The 25,740-nt window shown below is 67.4% G+C and carries 23 protein-coding genes and 1 tRNA gene; 2 read left to right on the plus strand and 22 right to left on the minus strand.

Annotation, left to right across the window (positions count from 1 at the left end; translation table 11 throughout):
• The first annotated feature begins 23 nt into the window (after positions 1 to 23).
• A complete protein-coding gene (locus AB7878_RS05425) occupies positions 24 to 1,019 on the plus strand; it encodes a YncE family protein (protein ID WP_369493377.1) in 996 nt (331 codons plus the stop codon).
• Between the two features lie 73 nt (positions 1,020 to 1,092).
• Here the strand turns inward: AB7878_RS05425 and AB7878_RS05430 are convergent, their stop codons facing one another.
• From AB7878_RS05430 to AB7878_RS05530, 21 genes are all read right to left on the minus strand, one after another.
• Complete coding sequence (locus AB7878_RS05430; protein WP_369493378.1) at positions 1,093 to 1,698, minus strand: hypothetical protein; 606 nt, start codon at positions 1,696 to 1,698, stop codon at positions 1,093 to 1,095.
• Between the two features lie 377 nt (positions 1,699 to 2,075).
• Complete coding sequence (locus AB7878_RS05435) at positions 2,076 to 4,223, minus strand: winged helix-turn-helix domain-containing tetratricopeptide repeat protein (protein ID WP_369493379.1); 2,148 nt, start codon at positions 4,221 to 4,223, stop codon at positions 2,076 to 2,078.
• A 137-nt stretch (positions 4,224 to 4,360) separates the two neighbouring features.
• Positions 4,361 to 4,436: transfer RNA gene (locus AB7878_RS05440), tRNA-Lys, on the minus strand.
• A gap of 60 nt (positions 4,437 to 4,496) precedes the next feature.
• Entirely contained in the window at positions 4,497 to 5,192 is a 696-nt protein-coding gene (gene queC / locus AB7878_RS05445; protein WP_369493380.1) for a 7-cyano-7-deazaguanine synthase QueC, read from the minus strand.
• A gap of 175 nt (positions 5,193 to 5,367) precedes the next feature.
• Positions 5,368 to 6,063, minus strand: coding sequence for a 7-carboxy-7-deazaguanine synthase QueE (gene queE / locus AB7878_RS05450; RefSeq protein WP_369493381.1), 696 nt, complete (start codon positions 6,061 to 6,063; stop codon positions 5,368 to 5,370).
• A gap of 4 nt (positions 6,064 to 6,067) precedes the next feature.
• The gene (gene ybgF, locus AB7878_RS05455) at positions 6,068 to 6,892 is read right to left on the minus strand and encodes a tol-pal system protein YbgF (RefSeq protein ID WP_369493382.1); all 825 of its coding nucleotides are present in this window, start codon (positions 6,890 to 6,892) and stop codon (positions 6,068 to 6,070) included.
• A 42-nt stretch (positions 6,893 to 6,934) separates the two neighbouring features.
• Positions 6,935 to 7,444, minus strand: coding sequence for a peptidoglycan-associated lipoprotein Pal (gene pal / locus AB7878_RS05460; RefSeq protein WP_369493383.1), 510 nt, complete (start codon positions 7,442 to 7,444; stop codon positions 6,935 to 6,937).
• Between the two features lie 241 nt (positions 7,445 to 7,685).
• Positions 7,686 to 9,008 (minus strand): Tol-Pal system beta propeller repeat protein TolB, encoded by a 1,323-nt coding sequence (gene tolB, locus AB7878_RS05465; RefSeq protein ID WP_369493384.1) that lies wholly within the window; start codon positions 9,006 to 9,008, stop codon positions 7,686 to 7,688.
• An 8-nt stretch (positions 9,009 to 9,016) separates the two neighbouring features.
• Complete coding sequence (tolA, locus tag AB7878_RS05470) at positions 9,017 to 9,958, minus strand: cell envelope integrity protein TolA (protein WP_369493385.1); 942 nt, start codon at positions 9,956 to 9,958, stop codon at positions 9,017 to 9,019.
• The gene (gene tolR / locus AB7878_RS05475; protein ID WP_369493386.1) at positions 9,945 to 10,406 is read right to left on the minus strand and encodes a protein TolR; all 462 of its coding nucleotides are present in this window, start codon (positions 10,404 to 10,406) and stop codon (positions 9,945 to 9,947) included. The genes tolA and tolR overlap by 14 nt, the downstream gene beginning before the upstream one ends.
• 14 nt (positions 10,407 to 10,420) lie before the next feature.
• Positions 10,421 to 11,104 (minus strand): protein TolQ, encoded by a 684-nt coding sequence (gene tolQ, locus AB7878_RS05480; RefSeq protein WP_369493387.1) that lies wholly within the window; start codon positions 11,102 to 11,104, stop codon positions 10,421 to 10,423.
• A gap of 31 nt (positions 11,105 to 11,135) precedes the next feature.
• Positions 11,136 to 11,546, minus strand: a complete 411-nt coding sequence (gene ybgC / locus AB7878_RS05485; RefSeq protein WP_369493388.1) for a tol-pal system-associated acyl-CoA thioesterase — start codon at positions 11,544 to 11,546, stop codon at positions 11,136 to 11,138.
• Entirely contained in the window at positions 11,539 to 12,588 is a 1,050-nt protein-coding gene (ruvB, locus tag AB7878_RS05490) for a Holliday junction branch migration DNA helicase RuvB (protein ID WP_369493389.1), read from the minus strand. Before ruvB ends, ybgC begins: the two co-directional genes overlap by 8 nt.
• A gap of 155 nt (positions 12,589 to 12,743) precedes the next feature.
• Positions 12,744 to 14,657, minus strand: coding sequence for a potassium transporter Kup (locus AB7878_RS05495; RefSeq protein ID WP_439653769.1), 1,914 nt, complete (start codon positions 14,655 to 14,657; stop codon positions 12,744 to 12,746).
• Entirely contained in the window at positions 14,654 to 15,247 is a 594-nt protein-coding gene (ruvA, locus tag AB7878_RS05500; protein WP_369493391.1) for a Holliday junction branch migration protein RuvA, read from the minus strand. Before ruvA ends, AB7878_RS05495 begins: the two co-directional genes overlap by 4 nt.
• A complete protein-coding gene (gene ruvC / locus AB7878_RS05505) occupies positions 15,244 to 15,762 on the minus strand; it encodes a crossover junction endodeoxyribonuclease RuvC (RefSeq protein ID WP_369493392.1) in 519 nt (172 codons plus the stop codon). The genes ruvA and ruvC overlap by 4 nt, the downstream gene beginning before the upstream one ends.
• Before the next feature lie 36 nt (positions 15,763 to 15,798).
• Positions 15,799 to 16,527 carry a YebC/PmpR family DNA-binding transcriptional regulator gene (locus tag AB7878_RS05510; protein ID WP_077482369.1) on the minus strand — a complete coding sequence of 243 codons (729 nt, stop codon included), beginning with the start codon at positions 16,525 to 16,527 and terminating at the stop codon, positions 15,799 to 15,801.
• Between the two features lie 81 nt (positions 16,528 to 16,608).
• Positions 16,609 to 17,241, minus strand: a complete 633-nt coding sequence (locus AB7878_RS05515) for an alpha/beta fold hydrolase (RefSeq protein ID WP_369493393.1) — start codon at positions 17,239 to 17,241, stop codon at positions 16,609 to 16,611.
• A 104-nt stretch (positions 17,242 to 17,345) separates the two neighbouring features.
• On the minus strand, positions 17,346 to 19,118 hold the full coding sequence (aspS, locus tag AB7878_RS05520) for an aspartate--tRNA ligase (protein ID WP_369493394.1): 1,773 nt from the start codon (positions 19,116 to 19,118) through the stop codon (positions 17,346 to 17,348).
• 117 nt (positions 19,119 to 19,235) lie between these two features.
• Positions 19,236 to 19,778, minus strand: a complete 543-nt coding sequence (locus AB7878_RS05525; protein ID WP_369493395.1) for a DUF3011 domain-containing protein — start codon at positions 19,776 to 19,778, stop codon at positions 19,236 to 19,238.
• 105 nt (positions 19,779 to 19,883) lie between these two features.
• A complete protein-coding gene (locus tag AB7878_RS05530; RefSeq protein ID WP_369493396.1) occupies positions 19,884 to 20,180 on the minus strand; it encodes an FmdB family zinc ribbon protein in 297 nt (98 codons plus the stop codon).
• A 287-nt stretch (positions 20,181 to 20,467) separates the two neighbouring features.
• On the opposite strand from AB7878_RS05530, the gene AB7878_RS05535 reads away from it, so the two are divergent.
• The gene (locus AB7878_RS05535; RefSeq protein WP_369493397.1) at positions 20,468 to 22,972 is read left to right on the plus strand and encodes a TonB-dependent receptor plug domain-containing protein; all 2,505 of its coding nucleotides are present in this window, start codon (positions 20,468 to 20,470) and stop codon (positions 22,970 to 22,972) included.
• 66 nt (positions 22,973 to 23,038) lie between these two features.
• Here AB7878_RS05535 and clpB read toward each other — a convergent pair whose 3' ends face one another.
• Positions 23,039 to 25,621: an ATP-dependent chaperone ClpB gene (gene clpB, locus AB7878_RS05540; protein ID WP_369493398.1), complete on the minus strand. Its 2,583-nt coding sequence runs from the start codon at positions 25,619 to 25,621 to the stop codon at positions 23,039 to 23,041.
• Between the last annotated feature and the right edge of the window lie 119 nt (positions 25,622 to 25,740).

A 25,740-nucleotide genomic window follows, 5' to 3' on the forward strand; every position in this document is an offset into this window, starting at 1 on the left:
CGATCATCCCGCCGGAGCCCGTCATGAAGTCCATCGCCTCGCTGTTGTTCCTCGCCGCCGGCAGTGCCGTCGCCGCATCGGCCTTCGCCGCCACGCCGGATTACGCCGTGCTGCAGCGCCATCCGCTGGGCGGCAGCGGCGGTTGGGACTACCTCACCATCGACGCGGCCACGCACCACCTGCTGATCGCCCGCAACGACCGCGTGATGGTGGTGGACACGAAGGACGGCAAGCTGGCCGGCGAGATCCCCAGCATGCAGCACATCCACGGCATCGCGCTGGTGCCGAAGCTGCGCCATGGCTACGTCAGCGACGGCGCCGCCAACAGCGTCCACGTAATCGACCTGGATACGCTGAAAGACCTGCGCAACATCCCGATCACGGGCAAGGGCCCCGACGCCATCGTGTTCGATCCGGCCAGCGGCCACGTGCTGACCATGAACGGCCACAGCGGCGACGCCAGCGTGATCGACCCGGCCAGCGACAAGGCCATCGCCGAGATCGCCCTGCCCGGCCGCCCGGAGTTCGCGGTCAGCGACGGCCAGGGCCACGTGTTTGCGAACCTCGAGGACAAGAACGAGCTGGCGCGCATCGACACGAAGACGAACAAGGTCGGCGCCGTGTGGAAGCTCGCACCCTGCGACTCGCCCAGCGGGCTGGCGATCGACACCCGGACGCACCGCCTGTTCTCGGTCTGCGACAACCAGCTGATGGTGGTCACCGACGCCAACGACGGCCACCAGGTCGCCACCGTGGCGATCGGCAAGGGTCCGGACGCTGCCCGCTTCGACCCCGCCACGGGACTGGTCTACAGCTCCAACCACGATGGCACGCTGACCATCGTGCACGAGGACGATGCCAACCATTACCGCGTCGTGGCGAACGTGCCCACCCAGGTCGGCGCGCGCACCATGGCGCTGGACAAGGCCACCCACCGCATCTGGCTGGTCGCCGCCGCCCCCGCACCGCGCGGCGCGCCGGTGAAGGATTTCACTGCGCTGGTGGTCGGCACGCGCTGAACGGCGGCGGATTCGACGATCCTGCCGGATGCGGGTTCACCCGTATCCGGCGACCGCCTTCCACTGGACTCCCCTACGGCTTGATGCGCGTCCCTGTGACGGTACCCAGGGCCTTGCTGAGCTGGGTGGTGCCGTCCGGAGCGTACTGGATCAGGATGAAATTGCCGGCATAGCTGTTTCCATCACGGCTCAGCCGGATGTACTCGCGGACCTGGGCCGGGCCAACGTAGGTCGCGCCGGTGGTTGTCCAGAGCAACGCCCAGTGATTGAGCCGGTAATCCTGCGGCCCGGTGCGCGTCCAGACACCCATGCAGAAGGCCTGCCTGAGCGGCGTCTGGTTGGAATTCAGCAACTCGGTGCCGTCGGCATGCCAGGTGTCCAAACCGCCGAGTATCACCTTGCCGTCGGGAATGCTTGCGTTGCCTTCAGCGGTAAAGGTGACCGTGTACAAGCCCGTGATCGGCTCCATCTGCTGCAAGGGATTGGTCATGCCCGGTACGGCGTCCCCCACGTTGAGCATGGATGCGCTGGTGGCCAGGACACCCGGCGAACCGGCCGGCAACATCGCCATCTGTCCAGGCGCCCCATCAGCGGCGCTGCAAGCTTTTGCGCCGTGGCAAACAAGCATCGACAGGCTGATCGCAGTCAAGGCGGCAACCGTGTGCAAACGAGTATTCATGGTTTTCCCCTCCGTGCTGGAGCGGGCCACACCCCGCGTGTGCCCTCGGGACAAGCTGCGCGCAGCAAGGGGCCCGGGTCATGATGGTTCAATGAGGGGATCGCCAAGAAATAGCCTGGGTCATGATGGTTCGGTTAGGTGGCTTCCGGAACTGCAGCCCTCACGACCGCGACGGCCTGGTCGGGGCGGCGCCCAACGGCATGGGGAACGGCGGGATCCCGGTCGCACCCGGTTCGTGTGAAGTCGTCACCGGAACATACCGATTCACCCACAGGCCGATTCACCCACGGGCCGACCCGCCCAGGGGTGTCGCCGAACACGCGACACCACGGCGCAATACCTTTCGGACGCCGTACCGGGAGCCACGGCGTCATGCATCAATTGCAGCGCGCGCCGCCACCTTCCGGCTTGCACTGCGGCGGCCAGCCGTTGGCGTTCCAGTAGTCGATGTAATTCATGCGCTTGAGAAAGCCCTGGAAGGCCGGGTCATGGCGCAACGGCGCGAATTCCGCGGCCCACAACATTCCTGCACCGAAGACGTCCTGCTCGGTGGACTCGAACTCGACCAGCAGGGCGGGCGCGTTCCGCTTCGGATCGAAGCGGCGCAATTCAGTAAGACCGACCTTGCTTTCGAACCCGGCGTTGGCCGCTTCCGCGGCGGGCCACTTGCTGGCGTCGAACACCGCCTCGGTCGTCGCCGCATAGGCTTTCCTGGCGCCGTCGTCCTCCGGCATTTGCGCCGCGAACGCGCGCGCTGCGGCGAGATCATGGCGGAATATGGCGTTGCGCCAGCGCGCCATGGCGGTGAATCCCGAGCGATCCAGATCCAGTGCCGGCAACATGTCGAGATAGTGCTTGGCTTCACCGTGGCGGCCAAGCACATCAAGCTCGCTGCCGAGGTTGAATACGATGTAGTAGCCGAGCGGATCGGAAGCGTAACCGGCCTGGAAATCCGCCAACGCCTGCTCGCCGTAGCCGAGCCGGGCCAGGGTCATGCCGATGACGAGGTGCAAGAACTCGTCGGACGGATTGAGCGCGAGCGCAACGCGGCATTCCTTCATCATCGTGATCCAGTCGTGCCGATGCGAAGCGACCAGGCCCAGGGCGACATGGGCATAACTGTCGCTGGGATTCAGGGCGAGCGTGTGCTGGGCCACGCGCACGGCTTCGTCGTCTTTGTCACCCTCGTCGCCATCGGCGAGCATCATCGCCTGCAAGCCTTGCACCGGCGCAAAGTCGGGCGCGCGCGCCGCCAGCACCGCCAACGCCGTTACCGCTTCGCCCCAGCCCGCGCCGTTGTGGGTGAGGAAGCGATGGCGCAGTTCGAGGTATTCGCGGAACACCTCCGGATCAGGCGCCTTCACCGCGTCCGGTACTAGTCCGACGCGCAGCGAGAGCGCCGTGGCCACGTTTTGCGCTATGTCCTGCTGGATCGCGAAGATGTCACTGGGTTTGCGGTCGTAGCCCTGCGCCCAGATGGTTTTTCCGCTCGGTACTTCGAACAGGCGCAGGTCGATGCGCAAGCTGTCGCCGGACTCGCGCAGGCTGCCCTCGATGGCGTGTGTCGCATGCAGGCGATTAGCCAGTTGCTCCGCATCGAAACCGTCGTGTTGCGCGCGGAAGGCCGAGGTGCTCGCGATCAGGCGCAACCCTTCGATGCGGGCTAGCCTCGTGGTCAATTCCTCGCTCAGCCCCTCGGCGAAGGCGGTTTCGTTCTTGTCGTCGCCGATCACCTGCAACGGCAGTACGACCAGGGTTGGCGAAGCAGGCGGCGGCGCCCCGGCCGTCGCGCGATGCAGCGCATACCAGGAGAAGAGGCCCACCGCCAAGACGACAAGCCCGGCGGCCAACCGCAGACGCCTACGGCGCGCGGCAGTTCGCTTTGCGGCAGGTACTTCAGGCAATACAGCTACCGGTTCGGGCATCGGCGCTGCCATGGACGAATCGCCCGGGACGGGCGACGGTCCCGGCAACACGGCGACGGCCGGCACCGTCCCGCGGCTGACCTGCACGGGCACGCCGGCATCGACCGCATCGTTAGCCGCCGGCACGACGGCACGGGCTTCCTCGTGATTCGGGCAATGCCGCACTTCACCATCGAAACGGTAGCCGACACCGTGCAAGGTGTGCAGGACGTGCGCACTGTCGCCCAGCGCATGGCGGATCAGGTTGATCGCACGGTTGAGCACGCTCGGCGTGACGTGCCGGTGGCCCCAGACCGCATCGAGAATCTCATCGCGCGCGAACGCCTTGCCCGGTGCCTGCACGAGCAGGGCGAGCACATCGAACGCCTTCGGCTCCAGCGCGACCTCCGTGCCAGCCACTTGCATGCGCCGGCCGACCAGGTCGATCTCTACAGCATCGAAGGCGACGTATCGGAAAGTCGGTGCGCTCCCCACCCGGTCGCTCCCTGCATTGCGCGTAACGATAGCCGGTCGAATGGGTGTGTCGACATGCCCCTTTGCGTCAGTCGCTGCAAAGTCATTCGTACGCACCCGGCCCGGCGCCACGGCGTTTTCATTCATGCGTGATGCACATTATCTCCGCGAAATGTCATCAAATTGCATGCACGGCCGGCACGACGCATGCGCGCGGGGAAATCTTGAGACCGATCTTGCGATCCGGCCAAAAAAAGAGCGCCCAATGGGCGCTCCGGGAATCTTGGTGGGTCGTCCGGGACTCGAACCCGGGACCAATGGATTAAAAGTCCAGTGCTCTACCAGCTGAGCTAACGACCCGTCATCAAGCGAACTGGCGATTTTAGGGATTGCGCCGCAAGCACACAAGCAACAGGCGGCTCAGACGTAACGCGTGGGATCGGGCAGGCCCGCCTCGCGGAAACCCTGCGCGCGCAGGCGGCAGGCATCGCAGTGGCCGCAGGCACGCCCCGCGACGTCGGCTTGGTAGCAGCTCACGGTCGCCGCGAAATCCACGCCCAGCCGCACGCCCTCGCGTGCGATGTCGGCCTTGCTCATCGCCATCAGCGGCGCGTGGACGCGGATGCCCGCGCCTTCCACGCCGGCCTTGGTGGCAAGGTTGGCGAGCCGCTCGAAGGCTTCGACGAAGGCGGGGCGGCAGTCGGGGTACCCGGAGTAGTCCACCGCGTTGACGCCGCACCAGATGTCGGCCGAACCCAGCACCTCGGCCCAGCCCAGCGCGATCGACAGCATGATGGTGTTGCGCGCCGGCACGTAGGTCACCGGGATGTGGCCGTCACCGTCGTGGGCGTCGTCGTCCAGCGGCACGGCGATGTCGGCGGTGAGTGCCGAACCGCCGATGCTGCGCAGATCGATGTGCACGGTCTTGTGCTCGACCGCGCCGAGCATCTTCGACACGCGCTCGGAAGCCTCCAGCTCGGAACTGTGGCGCTGGCCATAGGCCACGCTGAGCGCATGCACCTGGTAGCCCTGTTCGCGCGCGATGGCGATGGTGACGGCCGAGTCCATGCCGCCGGAAACGAGCACGACGGCCTTGCGGGGAAGTGTTTCAGACATGGTTTTCATCCACTGGGCTACGGCCGGTCACCGGCCGGAAAACGCTCGCGGCGACACAGGCCACAGCGCGTAAAACAGGTGGAAACAGGAGTGTGTGGAAAGGAGCGCGGAGAAAGCGGATGCCGGCGCCGCAGCTTTCCTCTCACTTCTCACTCCTCTCCACTCTCTCCTCGCCCTACCTTCCCGGTGCGTCGTTCCACAGCAGCTTGTGCAGCTGCAGCTGGAAGCGCACGGGCAGCCGGTCGGCGATGATCCACTCGGCCAGTTCGCGCGGCGCGACCTTGCCCCAGACCGGCGAGAACAGCACCATGCAGCGCCGGTCGATCGCGTGTTCGGCGACCACGCCGCGCGCCCACTCGTAGTCGGCGCGGCTGGCGATCACGATCTTCACCTGGTCGTGCGGCAGCAGGTGGTCGAGGTTGGACCACAGGTTGCGCGCGCTTTCGCCGGAGTCCGGCGCCTTCAGGTCCATCACCTTGCGCACGCGCGGATCGACCGCCGCCACGTCCAGCGCGCCGGAGGTCTCCAGCGAGACTTCGTGGTCGGCATCGCAGAGGCGCTGCAGCAGGGTCAGGCAGCGCTTCTGCGCCAGCGGTTCGCCGCCGGTGACGCAGACATGCCGCGCGCCGTAGCTGGCCACCTCGGCGAGGATGTCGTCGATGCCGCGCCATTCGCCGCCATGGAACGAGTACGTGGTGTCACACCACACGCAGCGCAGCGGGCAGCCGGTGAGGCGCACGAACACGGTGGGCCAGCCGATCGCGTCGGCCTCGCCCTGGATCGAGTGGAAGATCTCGGTGATGCGCAGCCGCTCGGCGGCGACCGCGGGCGCGGCGGTGGCCGCGCTGGTGCTGGCATCACTCACGACCATGCCCTCAACCGGCCTGGATGCGGCGCAGCCGCTCCTTCGCGAGGCTGGCGGCCTTGGAGCTGGGGTATTTGCTGACCACGGACTCGAGCGTGGCCTTCGCGGCCGGCGCCTGCTTCAGTTCGAGCTGGCAGTAGCCGACCTTGAGCAGCGCGTCGGGCGCCTTCTCGCTCTGCGGGAACTGGTTCAGCAGATGCTGGAACGCTTCCAGCGCCACCTTGTAATTGGTGGTGACGTAGTACGACTCACCCAGCCAGTAGAACGCATTCGGGGTGAGCGAATGATCCGGGTACTGCTCGATGAACTTGCGGAACTCGCGCGAGGCGCCGACGTAGTCGCCGCCGCGCAGCGTCTTGAAGGCGGCGTCGTAGGCGGCCTGTGCCGCGGCGTTGTCGGCGGCGGAAAGCGGCTTCTCGCTCTTGGCTGGCGGCGCCTTGGCGGCGGGTGCCGTGTTCGCCGCGCTGCCCGCAGTGGCGGCCGCGCCCGTGGCGGCGGCTCCCGCGGCGGCCGGTGCGCTGCTGCCGGAAGCCGGCGCCGCGCCCGTCTTGCTGGCGGCCTCGAGGCGTCCCAGGCGGGAGTCGAGGTCGATGTATTGGTCTTTGCTCTTGTCCTGGAGCTGCTGCAGTTGATGCTGCAGTTCCTCGATCTGGCCTTGCATGTCACGCAGCTGCGACTGCACCTGCTGCAGCTGGTTGACCAGCGTGGCGCTGCTCTGGTCCTTGTTCTGCGCCCGCTGCTCCAGCAGGGAGACGCGGTCGGCGAGGCTCAGGCGCGAGTCCTGCGCGAATACCGGCAGCACGAAAAGCATGGCGGACGCGATTGCGCCCGCCATGCCGATCCTGGCTGCAAGTTTGCTGGCCAGAGGCTTCATCGCTTACTCGGCCGTGTAGACGATCTCGACGCGACGGTTCTTGCTCCAGCAATCCTCGTTGTGCTCGCGGCACACCGGCTTCTCCTTGCCGTAGCTGATCACGCTGATCTGGCTGGCGGAACCACCGTTGGCCTGCAGCGCGCTGGACACGGCGTTCGCACGACGCTCGCCGAGACCCAGGTTGTATTCCTTGGAGCCGCGCTCGTCGGTGTTGCCTTCCAGACGCATCTGGGCCATCGGGCGGTCCTGCAGGTACTTGGCGTGGCAAGCCATGATCTGCTGGAACTCCGGCTTGATCTCGGACTTGTCGAAGTCGAAGTACACGACGCGCTGACGCAGGCAGGCATCGGTGTTGAGGTCGGCCGGCGTGTACTTGCCGCTGGTCTCGGCCGGCTGGGTCTGGGCAACGGGCTCGCTGGCCGGAGCCTGCGGCTTGGTTTCCTGCTTCTTGGAACAGGCGGCCGCGCCAACGCAAAGCAGGGCGACCAGGGCGACGCGAACGGTCTTATTCATGGTGACGTTCCTTCAAACGTGTTGAGTTCCGGCATACAGTGACGGACTGGTTACGGGACGAAATCGCCGGTGGGCCGGCTGTTGTTTATTTTGGTCTTGCAAGATCAACGGCGTGTGATGCGCGCCTTCAATGGCTGACCCTGGCGCGCGAAGGCGTTGCGGCCGGCAAAACACGCCGGGCGCGACCCTCGCGGGCCGTCCCCGGCATCGACCGCCGCACGCGAATGCGGCGGTCAAAAATTCATTGCTGTCGATACGGCCCCCAAGCAGGATCGCTCACGCTGCCATTGGCGAGCGCAAGACGCTGGCGCACCATGCCGTCAGCCGAGGTGGCATACAGCACGCCGCGTGGACCTTCAGTGGCACCGTACAACAGCATGCTGGCGTTCGGCGCCCAGCTGGGACCGAAATCCAGCGGTCCCGGCGAGAGGAAATGCACCTGCCCACCCAAGCCGAGATCCATCACTGCAATACGATACACGTTCCCGTTGCCCTGCACCATGGCAAGTTCCTTGCCGTCGTAGCTGATGCTGCAGTTGGAGTTGTAGGTGCCCTGGAAGCTGATCCGCTGGGCGGTGCCGCCGCCGGCCGGAATCTGGTAGATCTGCGGCCGGCCGGAGCGATCGGAGGTGAAGTAGATGGACTGGCCGTCCGGCGCCCAAACCGGCTCGGTGTCGATCGCCAGGTTGTGGGTCAGCCGGGTCTCCTGGCGGGAGGCCACGTCGAGCACGAACAGTTCGAGGTTGCCCACGTAGGACAACGCCACCGCCAGCTTGCGACCGTCGGGAGACCACGCCGGCGCACCGTTGATGCCCTTGGCGTGCGATTCCACCAGTTGGCGGGAGCCGGTGGTGAGGTCTTGCACGTAGATCTGCGAATTGCCGCTCTCGAAGGAGACGTAGGCGATCTTCTTGCCGTCCGGCGACCACGCCGGCGACATCAGCGACTCGTGCGAACGCGCCACCACTTGCGGGTTGTAGCCGTCCGAATCGGCCACCACCAGCGAATACATGGTGTTGTTGCCCAGGCCGACCTGGGTGATGTAGGCGATGCGGGTCCAGAACGCGCCGCGCACGCCGGTGATCTTCTGGTAGATCGCGTCGGCAATCTGGTGCGCCACGCCGCGCAGATCGCCCGCCGGTGCGGTGTAGGACGCCGCCAGCAGGTTCTGCTGCTTGTTCACGTCCCACAGCTCGTAGTTGATCTTCAGCATGCCGCCGCCGGCGTCGCTGACGCTGCCCACCGTGATGAAGTCCTGCTTGAGCAGGCGCCAGGTGGCGAACTTGATGTCCGCGCCCTTGGCGGGAAACTCCACGATGTCGCTCTTGGCCAGCGAGCGGAACTTGCCGCTGCGGTTGAGATCGTTGCGGATCACGTCGGCCACGTCGGTGGGCAGCGGCGCCACGCCGGGCTGGGCGAACGGCACCACCGCGATCGGGGTGGCGGTCTTCACACCACCGACGATCTGGATGTCGAGCCCGGACTGCTGGGCGGCCGCCGGGCCGGCGAACAACGCCGTCGCGAGCAGCAGGACAAGGGCGTACAGCGAAATCGGTTTGCGCATGAGGCTCATCATTGCGGCATGAAAGTGAAGGTGAGGTTGCGCTGGAACACGCTTTCGAAACCCTTGTACGGCAAGGTCTTGGTGCGCAGGATGGCGTTCTCGACCGAACGCCGCCCCGCTTCGTCGTACGGGCAACTGGAATCGACCGTGGCGCTCATCACGTCGCCGCCCGGAAGCTGCACGATGTGAACCTTGCACGCAACTTTCGGCATGTTATCCGGCCTTAACCAATTCGGCGTGACCGCATTCTGAATGGCTGCCGCGTATTCGTCGGAGAGATTGCTGTTCTGGGCGTTGTTGCCGGTCTGTCGCTGGGCGGCGTTGGGCAGGTCGGCCTGGCCGTTGTCCTGGGCATTCTTGAGGTCGGCCAGCTGCTGCTTGGCCTGCCTGGCCTTGCTGTCCGCCTTCTTGGTCTGCGCCGAGGCGGCGTCCATCTTCGCGAACAGATCGTCGATCTTCTTCAGCTCTTCCTTTTTCTTCTGCGCAGCCTGCGCGTCCAGCTCGGCCTGGCGCTGGCGCTGCTTCTCTTCCTGCAGCTTCTTCTCCTCGGCCTCCTGCAGGCCCTGCTCGACCACGCGCTCCTGGTCCTTGAGGTCGGGATGCTCGGGCGGCGGCGGCAGCGGCGCGACCTTGGGCTGCACCACCGGCGGCGGCACCGGCGGCGGCACGGCCGGCGGGGGCGGCACGGTATCCGGGACCGGCTTGGTCTTCACCGCCTTCGGCGGCGGGCTGCCGGTGGGGCCGATCAGGGTGGCCTCGATCACCGGCCCCTTGAGCTCCAGCGGGCGCGAGCAGGTGATCGGGTTCATCCACGCCGGCAGGTGCAAGGCGTTGAAGAACGCCTCGTAGCTGGCGCACGGCAGCACCGCGAGGAACAGGAACGCCACGATGCCGAGATGCAGCACGGCGGACAGCACCACTGCCCGCGGGGTCGCCTTACGGTCGTCCATGGGACCCCTGACCCTGGCCCGGGCCTTCGCCTGGCGTGCTCATCAGGCCGACCTTGTCGACACCGGCCTGCTGCAGGGTCGCCAGCACCTTGTAGACGCCGCCGTAGTTGCCAGCGGTATCACCGGCCACCAGCACGCTGAGCTGCGGGTTGGCATCCCTGAAGGCCTTGACCCTGGCCTGGAGCCCCGCCTCGTCCACCGGCTCGGGCTTGCCGCTGCCCACCACGAGGGCGAGCGTGCCGTCCTTCGCCACCTGCACGATCAGGTTGTCCTTCTTGGCCTGCAGCGCCTTGGCGTCGGCCTGCGGCAGGTTCACGTCGACGTTGGAGTTCAGCATCGGCGTGGTGACCATGAAGATGATCAGCAGCACCAGCATCACGTCGATGTAGGGCACGACGTTGATTTCGGATTTCAGCTTGTAGCGCTTCTCGCGCCGGAGAGTTGGCATGGCTGCGGCTCCGCTCAGGCCGCGTCGTCGGACTGGATCTGCCGCTGCAGCACGGAGGAGAACTCCTCCTGGAACACGTCATAGCGCGAGGCGATGCGCTCCACCTTGGTGGCGTAGCGGTTGTAGGCCCACTGCGCGGGGATCGCCGCGAACAGGCCCATCGCGGTGGCGATCAGCGCCTCGGAGATGTGCGGCGCGACCACGGCGATGGTGACGTCCTTCATGTCGCCCAGGCCCTGGAACGCGCCCATGATGCCCCACACCGTGCCGAACAGGCCCACGTAGGGGCTGATCGAACCGACGTTGGCGAGGAATTCCAGGTTGCGCTCCAGCGCGCCGATCTCGCGGGTACCGGCCACCTGCATCGCGCGCTCGGAGCCCTCGATCACGCTGCGCTGGTCGTTGGTCTTGCGCTGGCGCTGGCGGGCGAATTCGCGGAAACCCGACTCGAAGATGTTCTCCATGCCGTCGCTGGCACCGCGGTGGCTCACTTCGCGGAACAGCTGGGCCAGGTCGCCGCCGGACCAGAAGCGCTCCTCGAAGGTCTCCGCGTTCTCCAGCGCCGCCTTGGTCTGGCCGTACTTGCGGATGATGATGACCCAGGACATGAAGGAGAACACCAGCAGGATCAGCAGCACGCCCTTCACGGGCAGGCTGGAGCCCGCGATCAGCTCGAAAACGTTCAATCCGCCGTTCATTGCCTTGGGGTACTCCGCGTCGGCTGGGTGGTCAGGGGGCAGGTTCGAGGATCAGGTCCGCGGGGATCGCCACGGCGCGCATGCGCCGGGTGTCCACACAGGCCACGCGCACGCTGGCGCGGACCAGGCAGGCACCATCGGCGTGCTCGATCGTCTGGCCGAACAGGATACTGGCTGCGCGCCGTTCCTTGACAGCCACCGTCACCGACAGTTCATCGTCCAGCAGGGCGGCGCGCAGGAAATCCAGCTGCATCTCGCGCACCAGGAAGGCCAGCCCGGTGCTCTCCTTGAACGCCATCTGGCCGATGCCCAGCGCGCGCAGCCACTCGCTGCGGGCCCGCTCCAGGAAGCGCAGGTAGCTGGCGTGGTAGACCACGCCGCCGGCATCGGTGTCCTCCCAGTACACCCGCACCGGCCAGCGGAAGGGTTCGCGCTCAGCCATCGGCGGAACCACCGGCAAACAGGTCGGCCGCCTGCGTCTGGCGCGGCGGCGGGTTCAGACCCAGGTGGCGCCAGGCCTTGGCGCTGGCCATGCGACCGCGCGCGGTACGCAGCAGGTAGCCTTGTTGGATCAGGTAGGGCTCGACCACGTCTTCCAGCGTGCCGCGGTCCTCGCTGAGCGCAGCGGCCAGCGACTCCACCCCGACCGGACCGCCGTCGAAGCTCTCGATGATGGTGCCGAGCAGGCGGCGGTCCAGTTCGTCGAAGCCTTCCGGGTCGATCTTCAGCATGTCCAGCGCAGCCTGCGCCGCGGCCAGGGTGATCTGGCCGCCGGCGCGCACCTCGGCATAATCGCGCACCCGGCGCAGCAGGCGGTTCGCGATGCGCGGCGTGCCGCGCGAGCGGCGGGCGATCTCCTGGGCACCGTCCAGCGCGCAGGCGATGCCGAGGATCTTCGCGGCACGGCGCACGATCGCGGTGAGCTCGTCCACCGTGTAGAACTCCAGCCGCTGCACGATGCCGAAGCGGTCGCGCAACGGTGCGGTGAGCATGCCGGCGCGCGTGGTGGCGCCGATCAGGGTGAACGGCGGCAGGTCGAGCTTGATCGAGCGCGCGGCCGGGCCCTCGCCGATCATGATGTCGATCTGGAAATCCTCCATCGCCGGGTACAGCACCTCCTCCACCGTGGGCGACAGCCGGTGGATCTCGTCCACGAACAGCACGTCGTTCGGCTGCAGGTTGGTGAGCAGCGCGGCGAGGTCGCCGGCGCGCTCCAGCACCGGGCCGGAGGTGGAGCGCAGGCTCACGCCCAGCTCGTTCGCGATCACGTGGCTGAGCGTGGTCTTGCCGAGGCCCGGCGGGCCGAAGATCAGCACGTGGTCCAGCGCACCGCCCCTTTTTCGAGCGGCCTCGATGTAGATTTCCAGCTGCTCGCGCACCGCCTGCTGGCCGAGATACTCGGCGAAGCGACGCGGACGGATCGTCGCCTCCAGCGCCTCGTCGTCGAGCTGGGAGACGGGGGTGATGAGGCGGGGGTCGGTCATGGGGGTATTATGGCGGGTTGGGCGCTTGAGCGGGACTGGCATCGAGAGCCAGAGCCACCGCGCTTTTTGTGCCCTTGCAGGGCAGTCCGGCCCTGCAGGGGCTCCGCCAGCCGATCACAACGTGATCGGCTGGCGTGCGGGCCATCCATGGCCCGCTAGATTTCCACCTGCGCGCCGAGTTCGATGAGTCGATTGCCCGGAATCTGGAAATACGCGGTCGCCGGCAGCGCATTGCGCGCCATGAAGGCGAACAGCTTGTCGCGCCACAGCGCCATGCCGGGTCGGCGCTTGTCGGCCACGATGTTCTCGCGCGACAGGAAGAAGGTGGTGTCCATCATGTCGAAGCCGAGGCCGGCACGCGCGCATTGAGACAGCGCCAGCGGCACGTTCGGGTCCTCGGCGAAGCCGAAGCGCAGCGCGATGCCGTAGAACTCGTCGCCCATCGCGTCGATGTGGATGCGCTCGTCGGCATCGGCTACCGGCGACTCCAGCATCTCCACCGTGAGCAGCACGTTGCGCTCGTGCAGCACCTTGTTGTGCTTGAGGTTGTGCAGCAGCGCATGCGGCACGGCGTGCTGGTTCGCAGTGAGGAACACCGCCGTGCCCGGCACGCGCAGCGGCGAATGCTCGCGCAGCGCAGTGATGAACGGAGCCAATGCCAGGCCGCCCTGCTTGATCTCGCGCACCACCAGTTCGCGACCGCGGCGCCAGGTAGTCATCCAGGTGAACACCGCCAGGCCGAGCACCAGCGGGAACCAGCCGCCGTACTCGATCTTGATCAGGTTCGCGCTGAAGAACGACAGGTCGATCACCAGGAACAGCACGCCCGCGGCGATCACCACCGGCAGCTTCCAGCCCCACTGCCGGCGCGCCACGATCAGCGCCAGCACCGTGGTGATGCTCATGGTGCCGGTCACCGCGATGCCGTAGGCCGCGCTCAGGCGATCGGAGCTGCCGAAGTGCAGCACCGCGAACAGCACCATCAGCAGCAGGAAGTTGTTGACCCACGGCACGAAGATCTGCCCGGACATCTCGCGCGAGGTATGCACGATCGGCATGCGCATCGAATAGCCCAGCGACATCGCCTCGCGGGTCATCGAGAACGCGCCCGAGATCACCGACTGCGAGGCGATCACCGCCGCCGCGGTGGCCAGCCCGATCATCGGGTACAACAGGGCCGACGGCACCAGTTTGAAGAACGGGCTGTCGATCGCCTCCGGGTGCATCAGCAGCAGCGCGCCCTGGCCGAAGTAGTTCAATACCAGCGACGGCAGCACGAAGCTGAACCAGGCCACGCGTATGGGCTTCTTGCCGAAATGGCCCATGTCCGCATACAGCGCCTCGGCGCCGGTCAGCGCCAGCACCACGCCGCCCAGCGCGATGAACGCCTGCAGGCCGTGGGTGAAGAAGAACTTCACCCCGTACCAGGGATTGATCGCCAGCAGCACCTGCGGATGGCGCACGATCATGTTCACGCCGAGCAGTGCGATCACCACGAACCAGACCATCATCACCGGGCCGAACAGCTTGCCCACCCGCTCGGTGCCGTGCTTCTGCAAGAGGAACAGCAGGATCAGCACCACCACGGTGATCGGCACCACCCACTTTTCGAGCCCCGGCGCGATCACCTTCACGCCCTCGACCGCGCCCAGCGTCGTGATCGCCGGCGTGATCACGCCGTCGCCGTAGAACAGCGCCGCGCCGAAGATGCCCAGGATCACCAGCACCCAGCGCAGCCGGGGCTGCTCGCGCACGCAGCGCTGGGCCAGCGCCATCAGCGCCATGATGCCGCCCTCGCCCTTGTTGTCGGCGCGCATGATGAACACCACGTACTTCAGCGACACCACCAGGATCTGCGCCCAGAAGATCAGCGACAGCACGCCGTAGACGCTGGCCGGCGTGGGATGCATGCCGTCGTGGCTCAGCGTGGTCTGCAAGGTGTACAGCGGGCTGGTGCCGATGTCGCCGTACACCACGCCGATGGCGCCCACGGCCAGCGCGGCGAGGCGCCGCTTGGTTTCGGCGGCGGCATCGCCTCCGGCAACAACGTTGTGGCTCACTTTGCTCAACTCCCCAGCGCGGCGCGCAGCGCCTTGCGGATGATCGTTTCGGCATTGTCGCCGTCGGCGGCGACCTTCTGCACCAGCCGGGTGACTTCGGCGGGCTTGTAGCCCAGCTGCTGCAGCGCCACGGTGGCCTCGCCGGAGGCGTCCAGCGGTGCACCCGCCGCCGCACTGCCCGGCAGGCTCGCGACCATGCCGTCCACGCGGTCGCGCAGCTCCACCACGATGCGTTCGGCGGTCTTCTTGCCGATGCCGGGGATCTTGGTCAGCGCCACCACGTCGCCGGCGTGCACCAGCCGCGCGAAATCGTTCGTCGACACGCCGGACAGCACCGCCAGCGCGATCTTCGCGCCGATCCCGCTGACCTTCTGCAGGTTGCGGAACAGCGCACGCTCGGCCTCCTGCAGAAAACCGTACAGCGCCACGCTGTCTTCCTTCTGCGCGTAATGGGTGAGCAGGATCACTTCCTTGCCCAACCCCGGCAGGTCGTAGATGGTGGACATCGGCGCCTCCAGCTCGTAGCCGACGCCGCCCACTTCCACCAGCAGCCACGGCGGCTGCTTGGAAACCAGCACGCCGCGCAGGCGGCCGATCATCGCCGCCTCCAGGCCGTGCGCGGAATGCCCACGCGCTGCAAGCTGGCACGCGTGTGCGCATGCGCCACCGCGATCGCCAGCGCGTCGGCGGCATCGGCCTGCAGCGGCCCCTTCAGGCCCAGCAGGATGCCGACCATGTGCTGCACCTGGGCCTTGTCGCCGCGGCCGGTGCCGACCACCGCCTGCTTCACTTCCGTCGCCGCGTATTCGTGCACCGCGATTCCCCGACTCACCACCGCGCAGATCGCGGCCCCCCTCGCCTGCCCCAGCTTCAAGGCCGAGTCGGCGTTGCGCGCCATGAACACGCGCTCGATGCCGCACTCGTCCGGATGATGGGCGGCGATGATGTCATTCAGTTCGTCAAAAATGCGTTTCAGGCGCAGCGGGAAGCTGGCCTCGCCGGCCACCGCCAGTGCGCCGTGGAACACGTGCGTGAGCTTGCCGGCGGCATCGACGTCGACGATGCCCACGCCGGTGCGCTGACTGCCGGGATCGATGCCGAGGATGCGCGTCATCGCGGAATCGGTTCGCTCTGGCGCCGCGACGGCGGCTCAGCCGCCGCTCTCGGCCGGCAGCAAGGCGTTGTGATAGACCTCGCTCACGTCGTCCAGGCCGTCGAGCTTGTCGAGCATCGCGGTGAGCGCTTCCAGCGCCTCGCCGGTCACCGCCACGCGGTTGTTCGGGCGCATGCCCACGCCGGCGTGTTCGGCGCCGAGGCCGGCCGCGATCAGCGCCTGCTGCACCGCCTCGAAGCTCTCCGGCGCGCACAGCACGGTGCTCTCGCCGCCTTCGTTGACCACGTCGTCGGCGCCGGCTTCCAGCGCCGCTTCCAGCACCTTTTCTTCCTTCGCCGCGTCGCCGCCGGTGGCGAAGGCCAGTTCGCCGCAACGGGTGAACTGGAACGCCACCGAGCCCGAGGTGCCGAGGTTGCCGCCGTGCCTGGTCAGCGCGTGACGCACGTCGGCCACGGTGCGCACCGGGTTGTCGGTGAAGCAGTCGATGATCAGCGCGATGCCGCCGGGGCCGTAGCCTTCGTAGCGCATCTCCTCGCCGGCGCCGTCGGCGCCCGAGCCGCGCTTGATCGCGCGCTCGATGGTGTCCTTGGTCATGTTCGCCGCCAGCGCCTTGTCCACCGCGGCGCGCAGGCGCGGATTGCTCGCCGGGTCGGCCACGCCGGCGCGCGTGGCGACGGTGATCTCGCGGATCAGCTTGGTGAACACCTTGGCGCGCTTGGCGTCCTCGGCGTTCTTGCGGCCTTCGATGGACGGACCTCTACCCATGGGGACACCCGGACTCGGTTCAAAAAGGACAAGCGGACGATTTTACCGCAAGACGGGCGGATCGCCGCCAGTGCACCGCGTTCAAACCGCCGTGGTGTCGAAATGGCCATGCCGCAGGAACGCGGTCACCAGGCGCGTCACCTCCTGCGAGAACAGCAGGCCGGTGTGGTTGGCCTCGACCACGCAGTGGTCGGCCACGCCGGGCAGCCGGGTTTCCTCCACCGCCACGGTGCCGTCGTGCTCGCCGGCCAGCTGACCCAGCATCGCCCCCAGCCCCAGCGGCAGGCGGCCGGCGATCACGCCGACCTCGCGCGGGCCTTCCCAGCGCTCGAGACCCTGCTCCAGCAGGCTGCGATTGTGCCCCAGCAGCACTTCGCCGCCACGCCCCCACGTGGCGAAGGCGCGCGCCGCCGCACTGCCCTTGAGCGGCGAGCCGAGGCAGACCACGCGCCCCGGCGGCAGCGTCTCCGCGTCGAGGCAGGCGCGCAGCGCCAAGAGACCACCCAGGCTGTGCCCCACCAGGTGCACCGCATCGGGCGCGCATTCGCCCATCCGCGCCTGCAGCCGCGCGAGGATGCGTTGCTGCGACGAGGCGACGCTGAGGTAGTCGAAGCGGTGCACGCGGTAGCCGTCGGCGATCAGCCGACGATGCAGCATGCCCAGCGCGAAACCGCGCATCCACAGGCCGTGCAGCAGGATGATGTGTTCGGTCATGCGCGAAAGTGCCTGGATACACCGACGGAGACGACGAACGAGCCAGCCCCGATGGGGCAAAACCCGTCCGTCACGAAACCGGCCGGTCCCTGGCCCGCCGCGGCTCAGCCGTGCAGCTTGTCCGCTGCGGCAACGCGCACGTGCAATTCCTTGAGCTGCGGCTCCGACACCATCGACGGCGCATCGGTCATCAGGTCCTGCGCGCTGGTGGTCTTGGGGAAGGCGATCACGTCGCGAATCGACTCGGTACCGGCCATCAGCGCGGCGATGCGGTCGATGCCGAACGCAAGGCCACCATGCGGCGGCGCGCCGAACTTCAACGCCTTGAGCAGGAAGCCGAACTTCATCTCGGCCTCCTCCGCGCCGATGCCGAGCAGCTCGAACACCGCGCTCTGCATCTCCGGACGATGGATGCGGATCGAGCCGCCGCCGATCTCGTTGCCGTTGAGCACCATGTCGTAGCCGCGGCTCACCGCGGTGGCGGCGTGGCTCTTGAGATCGGCGATGTCGTCGATCTTCGGCGCGGTGAACGGGTGGTGCAGGGCCACGTGGCGCTGTTCTTCCTCATCGTACTCGAACATCGGAAAGTCGGTGACCCACAGCGGGCGCCAGGCGTCCTCGACCAGACCACGATCCCTGCCGACCTTCAGGCGCAACGCGCCCATGAAGTCGGTGACGGCCTTCCACTTGCCCGCGCCCACGAACACGATGTCGCCGCTCTGCGCCTCCGTCGCCTTCAGCACGGCGTCCAGCGCCGCATCGTCGAGGAATTTCGCCACCGGCGAGTTGATGCCTTCGCGACCCTTGGCGAGATCCTCGACCTTGAGCCAGGCCAGGCCCTTGGCGCCGTAGCGCGCCACGTATTCGGTGAGCCCGTCGATTTCCTTGCGCGACAGCGTGCTGCCGCCCGGCACGCGCAGCGCGGCCACGCGGCCGTTCGCGTCGTTGGCCGGCTCGGCGAACACCTTGAACTCGACGTGCTTCAGCGCGTCGGCCACGTCCACCAGCTCCAGCGCGATGCGCAGGTCAGGCTTGTCCGAACCGTAGCGGCGCATCGCCTCTGCCCAGGTCATGCGCGGGAACGCCGCGTCCAGTTCCACGCCCTGCACTTCCTTGAACACGTGGCGAATCAACTCCTCCACGAAGTCCTGCACGTCCTTTTCCTCGACGAAGGCGAACTCCAGGTCGAGCTGGGTGAACTCGGGCTGGCGGTCGGCGCGCAGGTCCTCGTCGCGGAAGCAGCGCGCGATCTGGTAGTAGCGGTCGAAGCCCGCCATCATCAGGATCTGCTTGAACAGCTGCGGCGACTGCGGCAGCGCATAGAACTGGCCCGGATGCACGCGGCTGGGCACGAGATAATCGCGCGCGCCCTCGGGCGTGGCCTTGGTGAGGATCGGCGTCTCGATGTCCTGGAAGCCGCGCGCATCGAGATAACGCCGCAACGCCTGCACCAGCCTGATGCGCTTGCGCATCATCGCCTGCATCTCGGGGCGGCGCAGGTCGAGGTAGCGGTAGGTCATCCGCATGTCCTCGTTCGGATTCTCGTGCAACGCGAACGGCAGGTCCTTCGCAGCATTGAGGATCTCCACCGTGTCCGCCAGCACTTCCACCGTGCCGGTGCGCAGCTTGTCGTTCACCGACAGGCGCTTGCGCAGCGTGCCGGTGACGCGCACGCAGTATTCGTTGCCCAGCTCGCCGGCCACCGCGAACCCCTCGGCGTTGTCGCGCTCCACCACCACTTGCGCCAGGCCCTCGTGGTCGCGCAGGTCGACGAAGGCCACATGGGCCTGCAGGCGGATCTTGTTGACCCAGCCACACAGGGTGACGGTCTGGCCGACCATCGACTCGTCGATGAGGCCGCAGTAATGCGTGCGCATGCGCTTGGAACTCCGGGCCGCAGCCCCTGGGAAACGGGAGGAAAGACCGGGGATTTTAGCAGGCTGCCGGGCAGCTGCCTTCCCGCAGCCCTGACGCGGCGCGCCGGAGACGGCGGACTACCAGCGCGGCCGGTCGCCCCGGGCGTCGCGGAACTGGCCGCGGCAACCACCCTTCACCCACACGCTGTAGGGATCGCTGCCCCAGGTGCGGCCCTCGATGCAGGCCGCGTCGGACATCTGCCGCGACAGCACGGAGTAGCGCCACGGCATCTGGCAGCGGGTGCCGCGGCTGTCGTTGCTGGCGCAGTAGACCTCCTGGCCGCCACGGTCGTCACCGCGGTCGTGACGGTCGCGGCCACGCCAGCCGTAGGCGCGCGCATCACCGAAGTTGCCGCGGCAGCCGCCCTTGATCCACACGCTGTAGGGATCGCTGCCCCAGGTCTGGCCCTCGATGCAGGCCGCCTTGGACATCTGCCGGGTCAGCACCGAATCGCGCCACGGCATCTGGCAGCGCGAGCCGCGCGTGTCGTTGCTGGCGCAATAGACTTCCTGGGGCTGGCCGCGATCGCCATAACCCTGCGCCTGCGCGTCGCGCGCGGCGAAGCCCGTGGCTGCGAGCAGCGTGCCGACAGCCAGCACGATCTTGAGCGCGATGCGCATGACGGCCCTTCCATGACAGTAGCGGTGCCGCCAAGGTAACCGAGCCGCCGACAGGCGGGTACCGCACGGCGGCTACCGCGTCATGCGGCGATTCAGCTTGCGCGCTCAGTCGCTCGACGAGGTACTGGCAGCCGGTGCCGCGGCAGGTGCAGGAGAAGCCGCAGGCGCAGCGGCCGGGGCGGCGGCACCGTCGCCGGCCAGGTTGCGCTTCTTGTCGCCGTCCTTCTTGAAATCGGTCTCGTACCAGCCGCCGCCGGCGAGCCGGAACGAGGGCGCGCTCACGCGCCGGTGCACCTTGGGCGCACCGCACTCGGGGCAATCGACGGGGTCGGCATCGGACAGTTTCTGCAGGCGATCGTAGCGGTGACCGCACTGGCTGCATTCGAATTCGTAGATGGGCATGGGCACTCCGGAACCGCCGGATCGCCGCGCCCGGACCGGGCAGGCGACGCGACAGCATCCCATTATTCGGGCCGCGGCGGCGCTTTTCAATGCGCCATGTGGCGCATGGACAGGCGCGGATGAACGCGGCAGGCTGGGCGCCAGGGGAAGTCCGCACCGCCGATGCGGCGCACCCTGACGTACGCAAGCTGCTTCATTTGGACGTCTATACGGCTGTTGACGAACAGTGACCGCAGCATTAGCCTGCGATTGTTGCGCCGCACCAACCACTTCTCCGGGGAGACACCATGAACAAGCCGCACCGCACCCTGCTTCCTACCGCGCTGGCCGCCGCCGTGCTGCTGGCGCTCGCCAGCACGCCCGCCGCCGCCCAGGACAACACCAGCAGCAACGCCACCACCACGAACGCCGCCGCGGCCGCCAAGGCCAAGCAGCTGCAGACGGTGATCGTCACCGGCACCCGTTCCAGCGACCGCACCGTCAGCAGCTCGCTGACGCCGATCGACGTGGTCTCCGCGCAGGTGCTGCAGCAGACCGGCACCACCGACCTGCCCACCGCGCTGGCGCGCATCATCCCCTCGCTGAACTTCCCGCGTCCGGCCGCCGCCGACACCGCCGACACCCAGCGTCCGGCCCAGCTGCGCGGCCTGTCGCCCGACCAGGTGCTGGTGCTGGTGAACGGCAAGCGCTGGCACCCCGGCGCGATCCTGCTCAACAACGGCGTGATCGGCCGCGGCTCGCAGCCGGTGGACCTCAACACCATCCCGCTCTCGGCGATCGACCACATCGAGGTGCTGCGCGACGGCGCCTCGGCGCAGTACGGCTCCGACGCGATCGCCGGCGTGATCAACGTGATCCTGAAGAAGGGCGCCAAGGGCGGCGACGTGGAAGTCAGCGGCGGCCAGTACTCCGCCGGCGACGGCCGGCAGTGGCTGGGTTCGGCCAACTTCGGCATCCCGCTCGGCAACGACCAGGGCTGGCTGCGCCTCGCGCTGGAGAGCGGCAACGAGGACAACACCAACCGTGCCGGCCCGGACAACCGCTCGCCGGCCTGGCGGGCGCTGGGCGTGAACTTCCGCCAGGGCGACCCCTGGGTGCACAGCAACAACGTGTTGCTCAACACACAGTACGACATCACGCCTAACGTGCAGTTCTACGCCTTCGGCCACTACGGCCGCCGCAACAGCATTTCGCCGGCGTTCTTCCGCTACGGACTGAACAGCCCCTCGCCACGAAGCCCGCTGATGGCCTCGATGTATCCCGACGGCTTCCTGCCGCTGGAGAACGCCGACTCCACCGACCAGTCGCTGGTCGCCGGCCTGCGCGGCACGCTGGACGGCTGGCGCTGGGACGTCTCGGCCAACGCCGGCGGCAACCGCGTCTCCTACGAGACGCAAAACAGCATGAACTTCGCCTACTTCCACGACTTCGGCAGCTCGCCCACGGTGTTCCACGACGGCATCCTCAAGGCCAACCAGCAGTCGTTCGACATCGACATCGCCAAGGACCTCCAGGTCGGCTGGCTGCCGAATGCAGTCACCGTGGCCTTCGGCACCGAGTACCTGCGCCAGAGTTACCAGATCAGCCCGGGCGACCTCCCGTCCTGGTACGTGGGCACCTCGGGCACGCCCGGCGGTGCGCAGGGCTTCGCCGGCTGGCAGCCGGTCAACGCCGTGAATGCCGCGCGCCACGACGTGGCCGAGTACATCGACTTGGAGACCAACCTCACCGACAAGCTCGGCGCCTCGCTGGCGGTGCGCCACGAGGATTACTCCGACTTCGGCAACACCACCTCGGGCTCGCTGTCGGCGCGCTACGACTTCACCGACAGCTTCGCCCTGCGCGGTAGTGCCTCCACTGGTTTCCGCGCGCCGGCGCTGGGCCAGGAATACTTCTCGCAGACCTCGTCGCTGTACTTCGCCAACGGCAATTCCGCCGGTTTGCCGGCCGGCATCTACAACAGCGGCCTGGTGCCGGTGGGCAGCCAGATCGCCACCCTGCTCGGCGCCGAGGCGCTGAAGCCGGAGAAGTCGCGCAACTACACCCTCGGCGCGGTGTGGAACCCCACCGGCACGCTGAACCTCAGCCTGGACGTCTACCAGATCTACATCGACAACCGCATCGCATTGTCCGGCGCGATCTCCACCACCTCGCCCACGGTGGTCAGCTATCTTGCCGCCAACGGCATCTCCAACCTCAACTACAGCAGCGTCAACTACTTCACCAACGCCGGCGACACGCGCACGCGCGGCGTGGATTTCGTGGGCAGCTACGTGTCCGACTTCGGCAACGCCGGCACGCTGACCAGCACGCTCACCGCCAACTACAACCAGAACAAGGTCACCAGCGTCAAGCCGAACCCGGCGGTACTCAGCAACCTGGGCGTCAACTTCGTGCGCCTCAACCGCCAGGACATCGAGGGTTACCTGGCGAACTCCTCGCCACGCAGCAAGCTGATCTGGAACGAGCTGTACACGGTGGGCGGCTGGAGCGTCAACGGCACGCTGACCCGCTACGGCCGCTACACCAGCTACGTGAGCAGCCTCGCCAGCTACAACCCCGCGAAAGGCATCGTCGACCAGACCTTCAGCCCCAAGTGGATCTTCGACCTGTCAGGCAGCTACCGCTGGCAGGACTGGACCTTCACCCTGGGCGTGGACAACGCACTGAACGTCCACCCCGACAAGAACATCGCGAACAACACCAACAACGGCACCCTGCCCTATTCCACGTTCTCGCCGTTCGGCTACAACGGCGCCTACGCCTACGGCAAGGTGCGCTACAGCTGGTGACACCGCGGCACGCAGGAACGCAACTGAAGAACCCCGGCATGGCCGGGGTTCTTCGTTTCCGCCCGATCAGGCCGACTGGAACACCAGGTGTCCGCCGGCCGCATCCACCGCGATGGTGCTGCCGGGCGCGTAGCGGCCTTCGAGGATCTCCTTCGCCAGCGGGTTCTCCAGCTGCTGCTGGATCGCGCGCTTCAGCGGCCGCGCGCCGTACACCGGGTCGAAGCCCACGTTGCCGAGCAGGTCCAGCGCCTTCTCGCTGATCTCCAGCTTCAGCTGGCGCTCGGCGAGCCGCTTCTCCAGCGCGGTGAGCTGGATCAGCGCGATACGGCGGATCTGCGACTTCTGCAGCGGCCGGAACACCACCAGCTCGTCGAGGCGGTTGATGAACTCGGGACGGAAGTGCGCCTGCACCACGCCCAGCACCGAGGCCTTCATCTGCACGTAGTCGGCTTCACTGTCTCCCGCCTGCTCCTGGATCAGCTGCGAGCCGAGGTTGGAGGTCATCACGATCACGGTGTTGCGGAAATCCACGGTGCGACCCTGGCCATCGGTGAGGCGGCCATCGTCCAGCACCTGCAGCAGGATGTTGAACACGTCCGGATGCGCCTTCTCCACCTCGTCCAGCAGGATCACGCTGTACGGGCGGCGACGCACCGCCTCGGTGAGGTAGCCGCCTTCCTCGTAGCCCACGTAGCCCGGCGGCGCGCCGATCAGCCGGCTCACGGAATGCTTCTCCATGAACTCGCTCATGTCGATGCGCACCATCGCGTCCTGGGTGTCGAACAGGAATTCGGCCAGCGCCTTGCACAGCTCGGTCTTGCCCACGCCGGTAGGACCGAGGAACAGGAAGGAGCCGCTGGGGCGGTTGGGATCGGACAGCCCCGCGCGGGCGCGGCGCACCGCGTCGGACACCGCGCGCACCGCCTCGTCCTGGCCCACCACGCGCTTGTGCAGATCGTCCTCCATGTGCAGCAGCTTCTCGCGCTCGCCTTCCAGCATCTTCGCCACCGGGATGCCGGTCCAGCGCGCCACCACCTCGGCGATCTCCTCGGCGGTGACCTTGTCCTGCACCAGGGTGAACTCCTGCTTCTCGGCGGCCTGCGCGGCGGCGAGCTGTTTCTCCAGTTCGGGCAGCTTGCCGTACTGGATCTCGCTCATCTTCGCGTAGTCCTGCCGGCGCTGGGCCGCTTCCAGCTCAAGGCGCGCGGCCTCGATCTGCTCCTTGATCCTGGTCGCGCCCTGCAACGCCGCCTTCTCCGACTTCCACACCTCGTTCAAGTCGGAGAACTCGCGCTCGAGCTTGACGATGTCGGCCTCCAGGTCCGCGAGACGCTGCTTCGACTCGCTGTCCTTCTCCTTCTTCAGCATCTCGCGCTGGATCTTCAGCTGGATCAGCCGGCGTTCCAGGCGATCGAGTTCCTCCGGCTTGGAATCGATCTCCATGCGGATGCGCGAGGCGGCCTCGTCCATCAGGTCGATGGCCTTGTCCGGCAGCTGGCGGTCGGCGATGTAGCGGTTCGACAGCGTGGCGGCGGCGACGATCGCCGGATCGGTGATCTCCACGCCGTGATGCACGGCGTAGCGCTCCTTCAGCCCGCGCAGGATCGCGATGGTGTCCTCCACCGAGGGCTCGCCCACGAACACCTTCTGGAAACGACGCTCCAGCGCGGCGTCCTTCTCGATGTACTGGCGGTATTCGTCCAGCGTGGTCGCGCCGATGCAATGCAGCTCGCCGCGCGCCAGCGCAGGCTTCAGCATGTTGCCCGCATCCATCGCGCCCTCGCCCTTGCCGGCGCCGACCATGGTGTGCAGTTCGTCGATGAACAGGATGATCTGGCCCTCGTTCTTGGCGAGATCGTTGAGCACGGCCTTCAACCGTTCCTCGAACTCGCCGCGGAACTTCGCGCCGGCGATCAACGCGCCCATATCCAGCGCCAGCACGCGGCGGTCGCGCAGGCCTTCCGGCACCTCGCCCTTGACGATGCGCTGGGCCAGTCCTTCGACGATCGCGGTCTTGCCCACGCCGGGCTCGCCGATCAGCACGGGGTTGTTCTTGGTGCGTCGCTGCAGCACCTGGATCGTGCGGCGGATCTCCTCGTCGCGACCGATCACCGGATCGAGCTTGCCCGACTCGGCGCGCTCGGTGAGGTCGATGCAGTACTTCTGCAGCGCCTGGCGCTGCTCCTCGGCGTTCTCGCTCTGCACCTTCTCGCCGCCGCGCACTTGTTCGATCGCCGCTTCGAGCTTGGCCTTGGTCGCGCCCGCGGCCTTCAGTGCCGAGCCCAGCTCGCCCTTGTCCTCCAGCGCCGCCAGCACGAACAGCTCGCTGGCGATGAACTGGTCGCCGCGCTGCTGCGCCAGCTTGTCGGTGAGGTTGAGCAGGCGGTTGAGGTCGTTGCCCACGTTGAGGTTGCCCTCCTGCCCACTGACCCGGGGCAGGCGCTCCAGCAGCTCGTTCACGCGCTGGCGCAGCGCCGGCACGTTGACGCCCGCCTGCGTGAGCAGCGGCGCGGTCGAGCCGCCTTGCTGTGCCAGCAGCGCCGCCATCACGTGCACGGGTTCCAGCATGTTGTGGTCGCGGCCCACGGCCAGCGACTGCGCGTCGGCCAGCGCCTGCTGGAAACGCGAGGTGAGTTTGTCCATACGCATCGGTGCTATCCCCACAAAGGTTTTGGCGGCTGCGCCGCCACTGGGCAGGGAGATGCGGACGGCGCCCTGCGATTCAAGCAGGCGGGGCGGCCAGTTGGCGTCAAGGCTTCAGCTGGCGG

This window comes from Rhodanobacter humi, from assembly GCF_041107455.1.
Lineage (GTDB): Bacteria > Pseudomonadota > Gammaproteobacteria > Xanthomonadales > Rhodanobacteraceae > Rhodanobacter_A.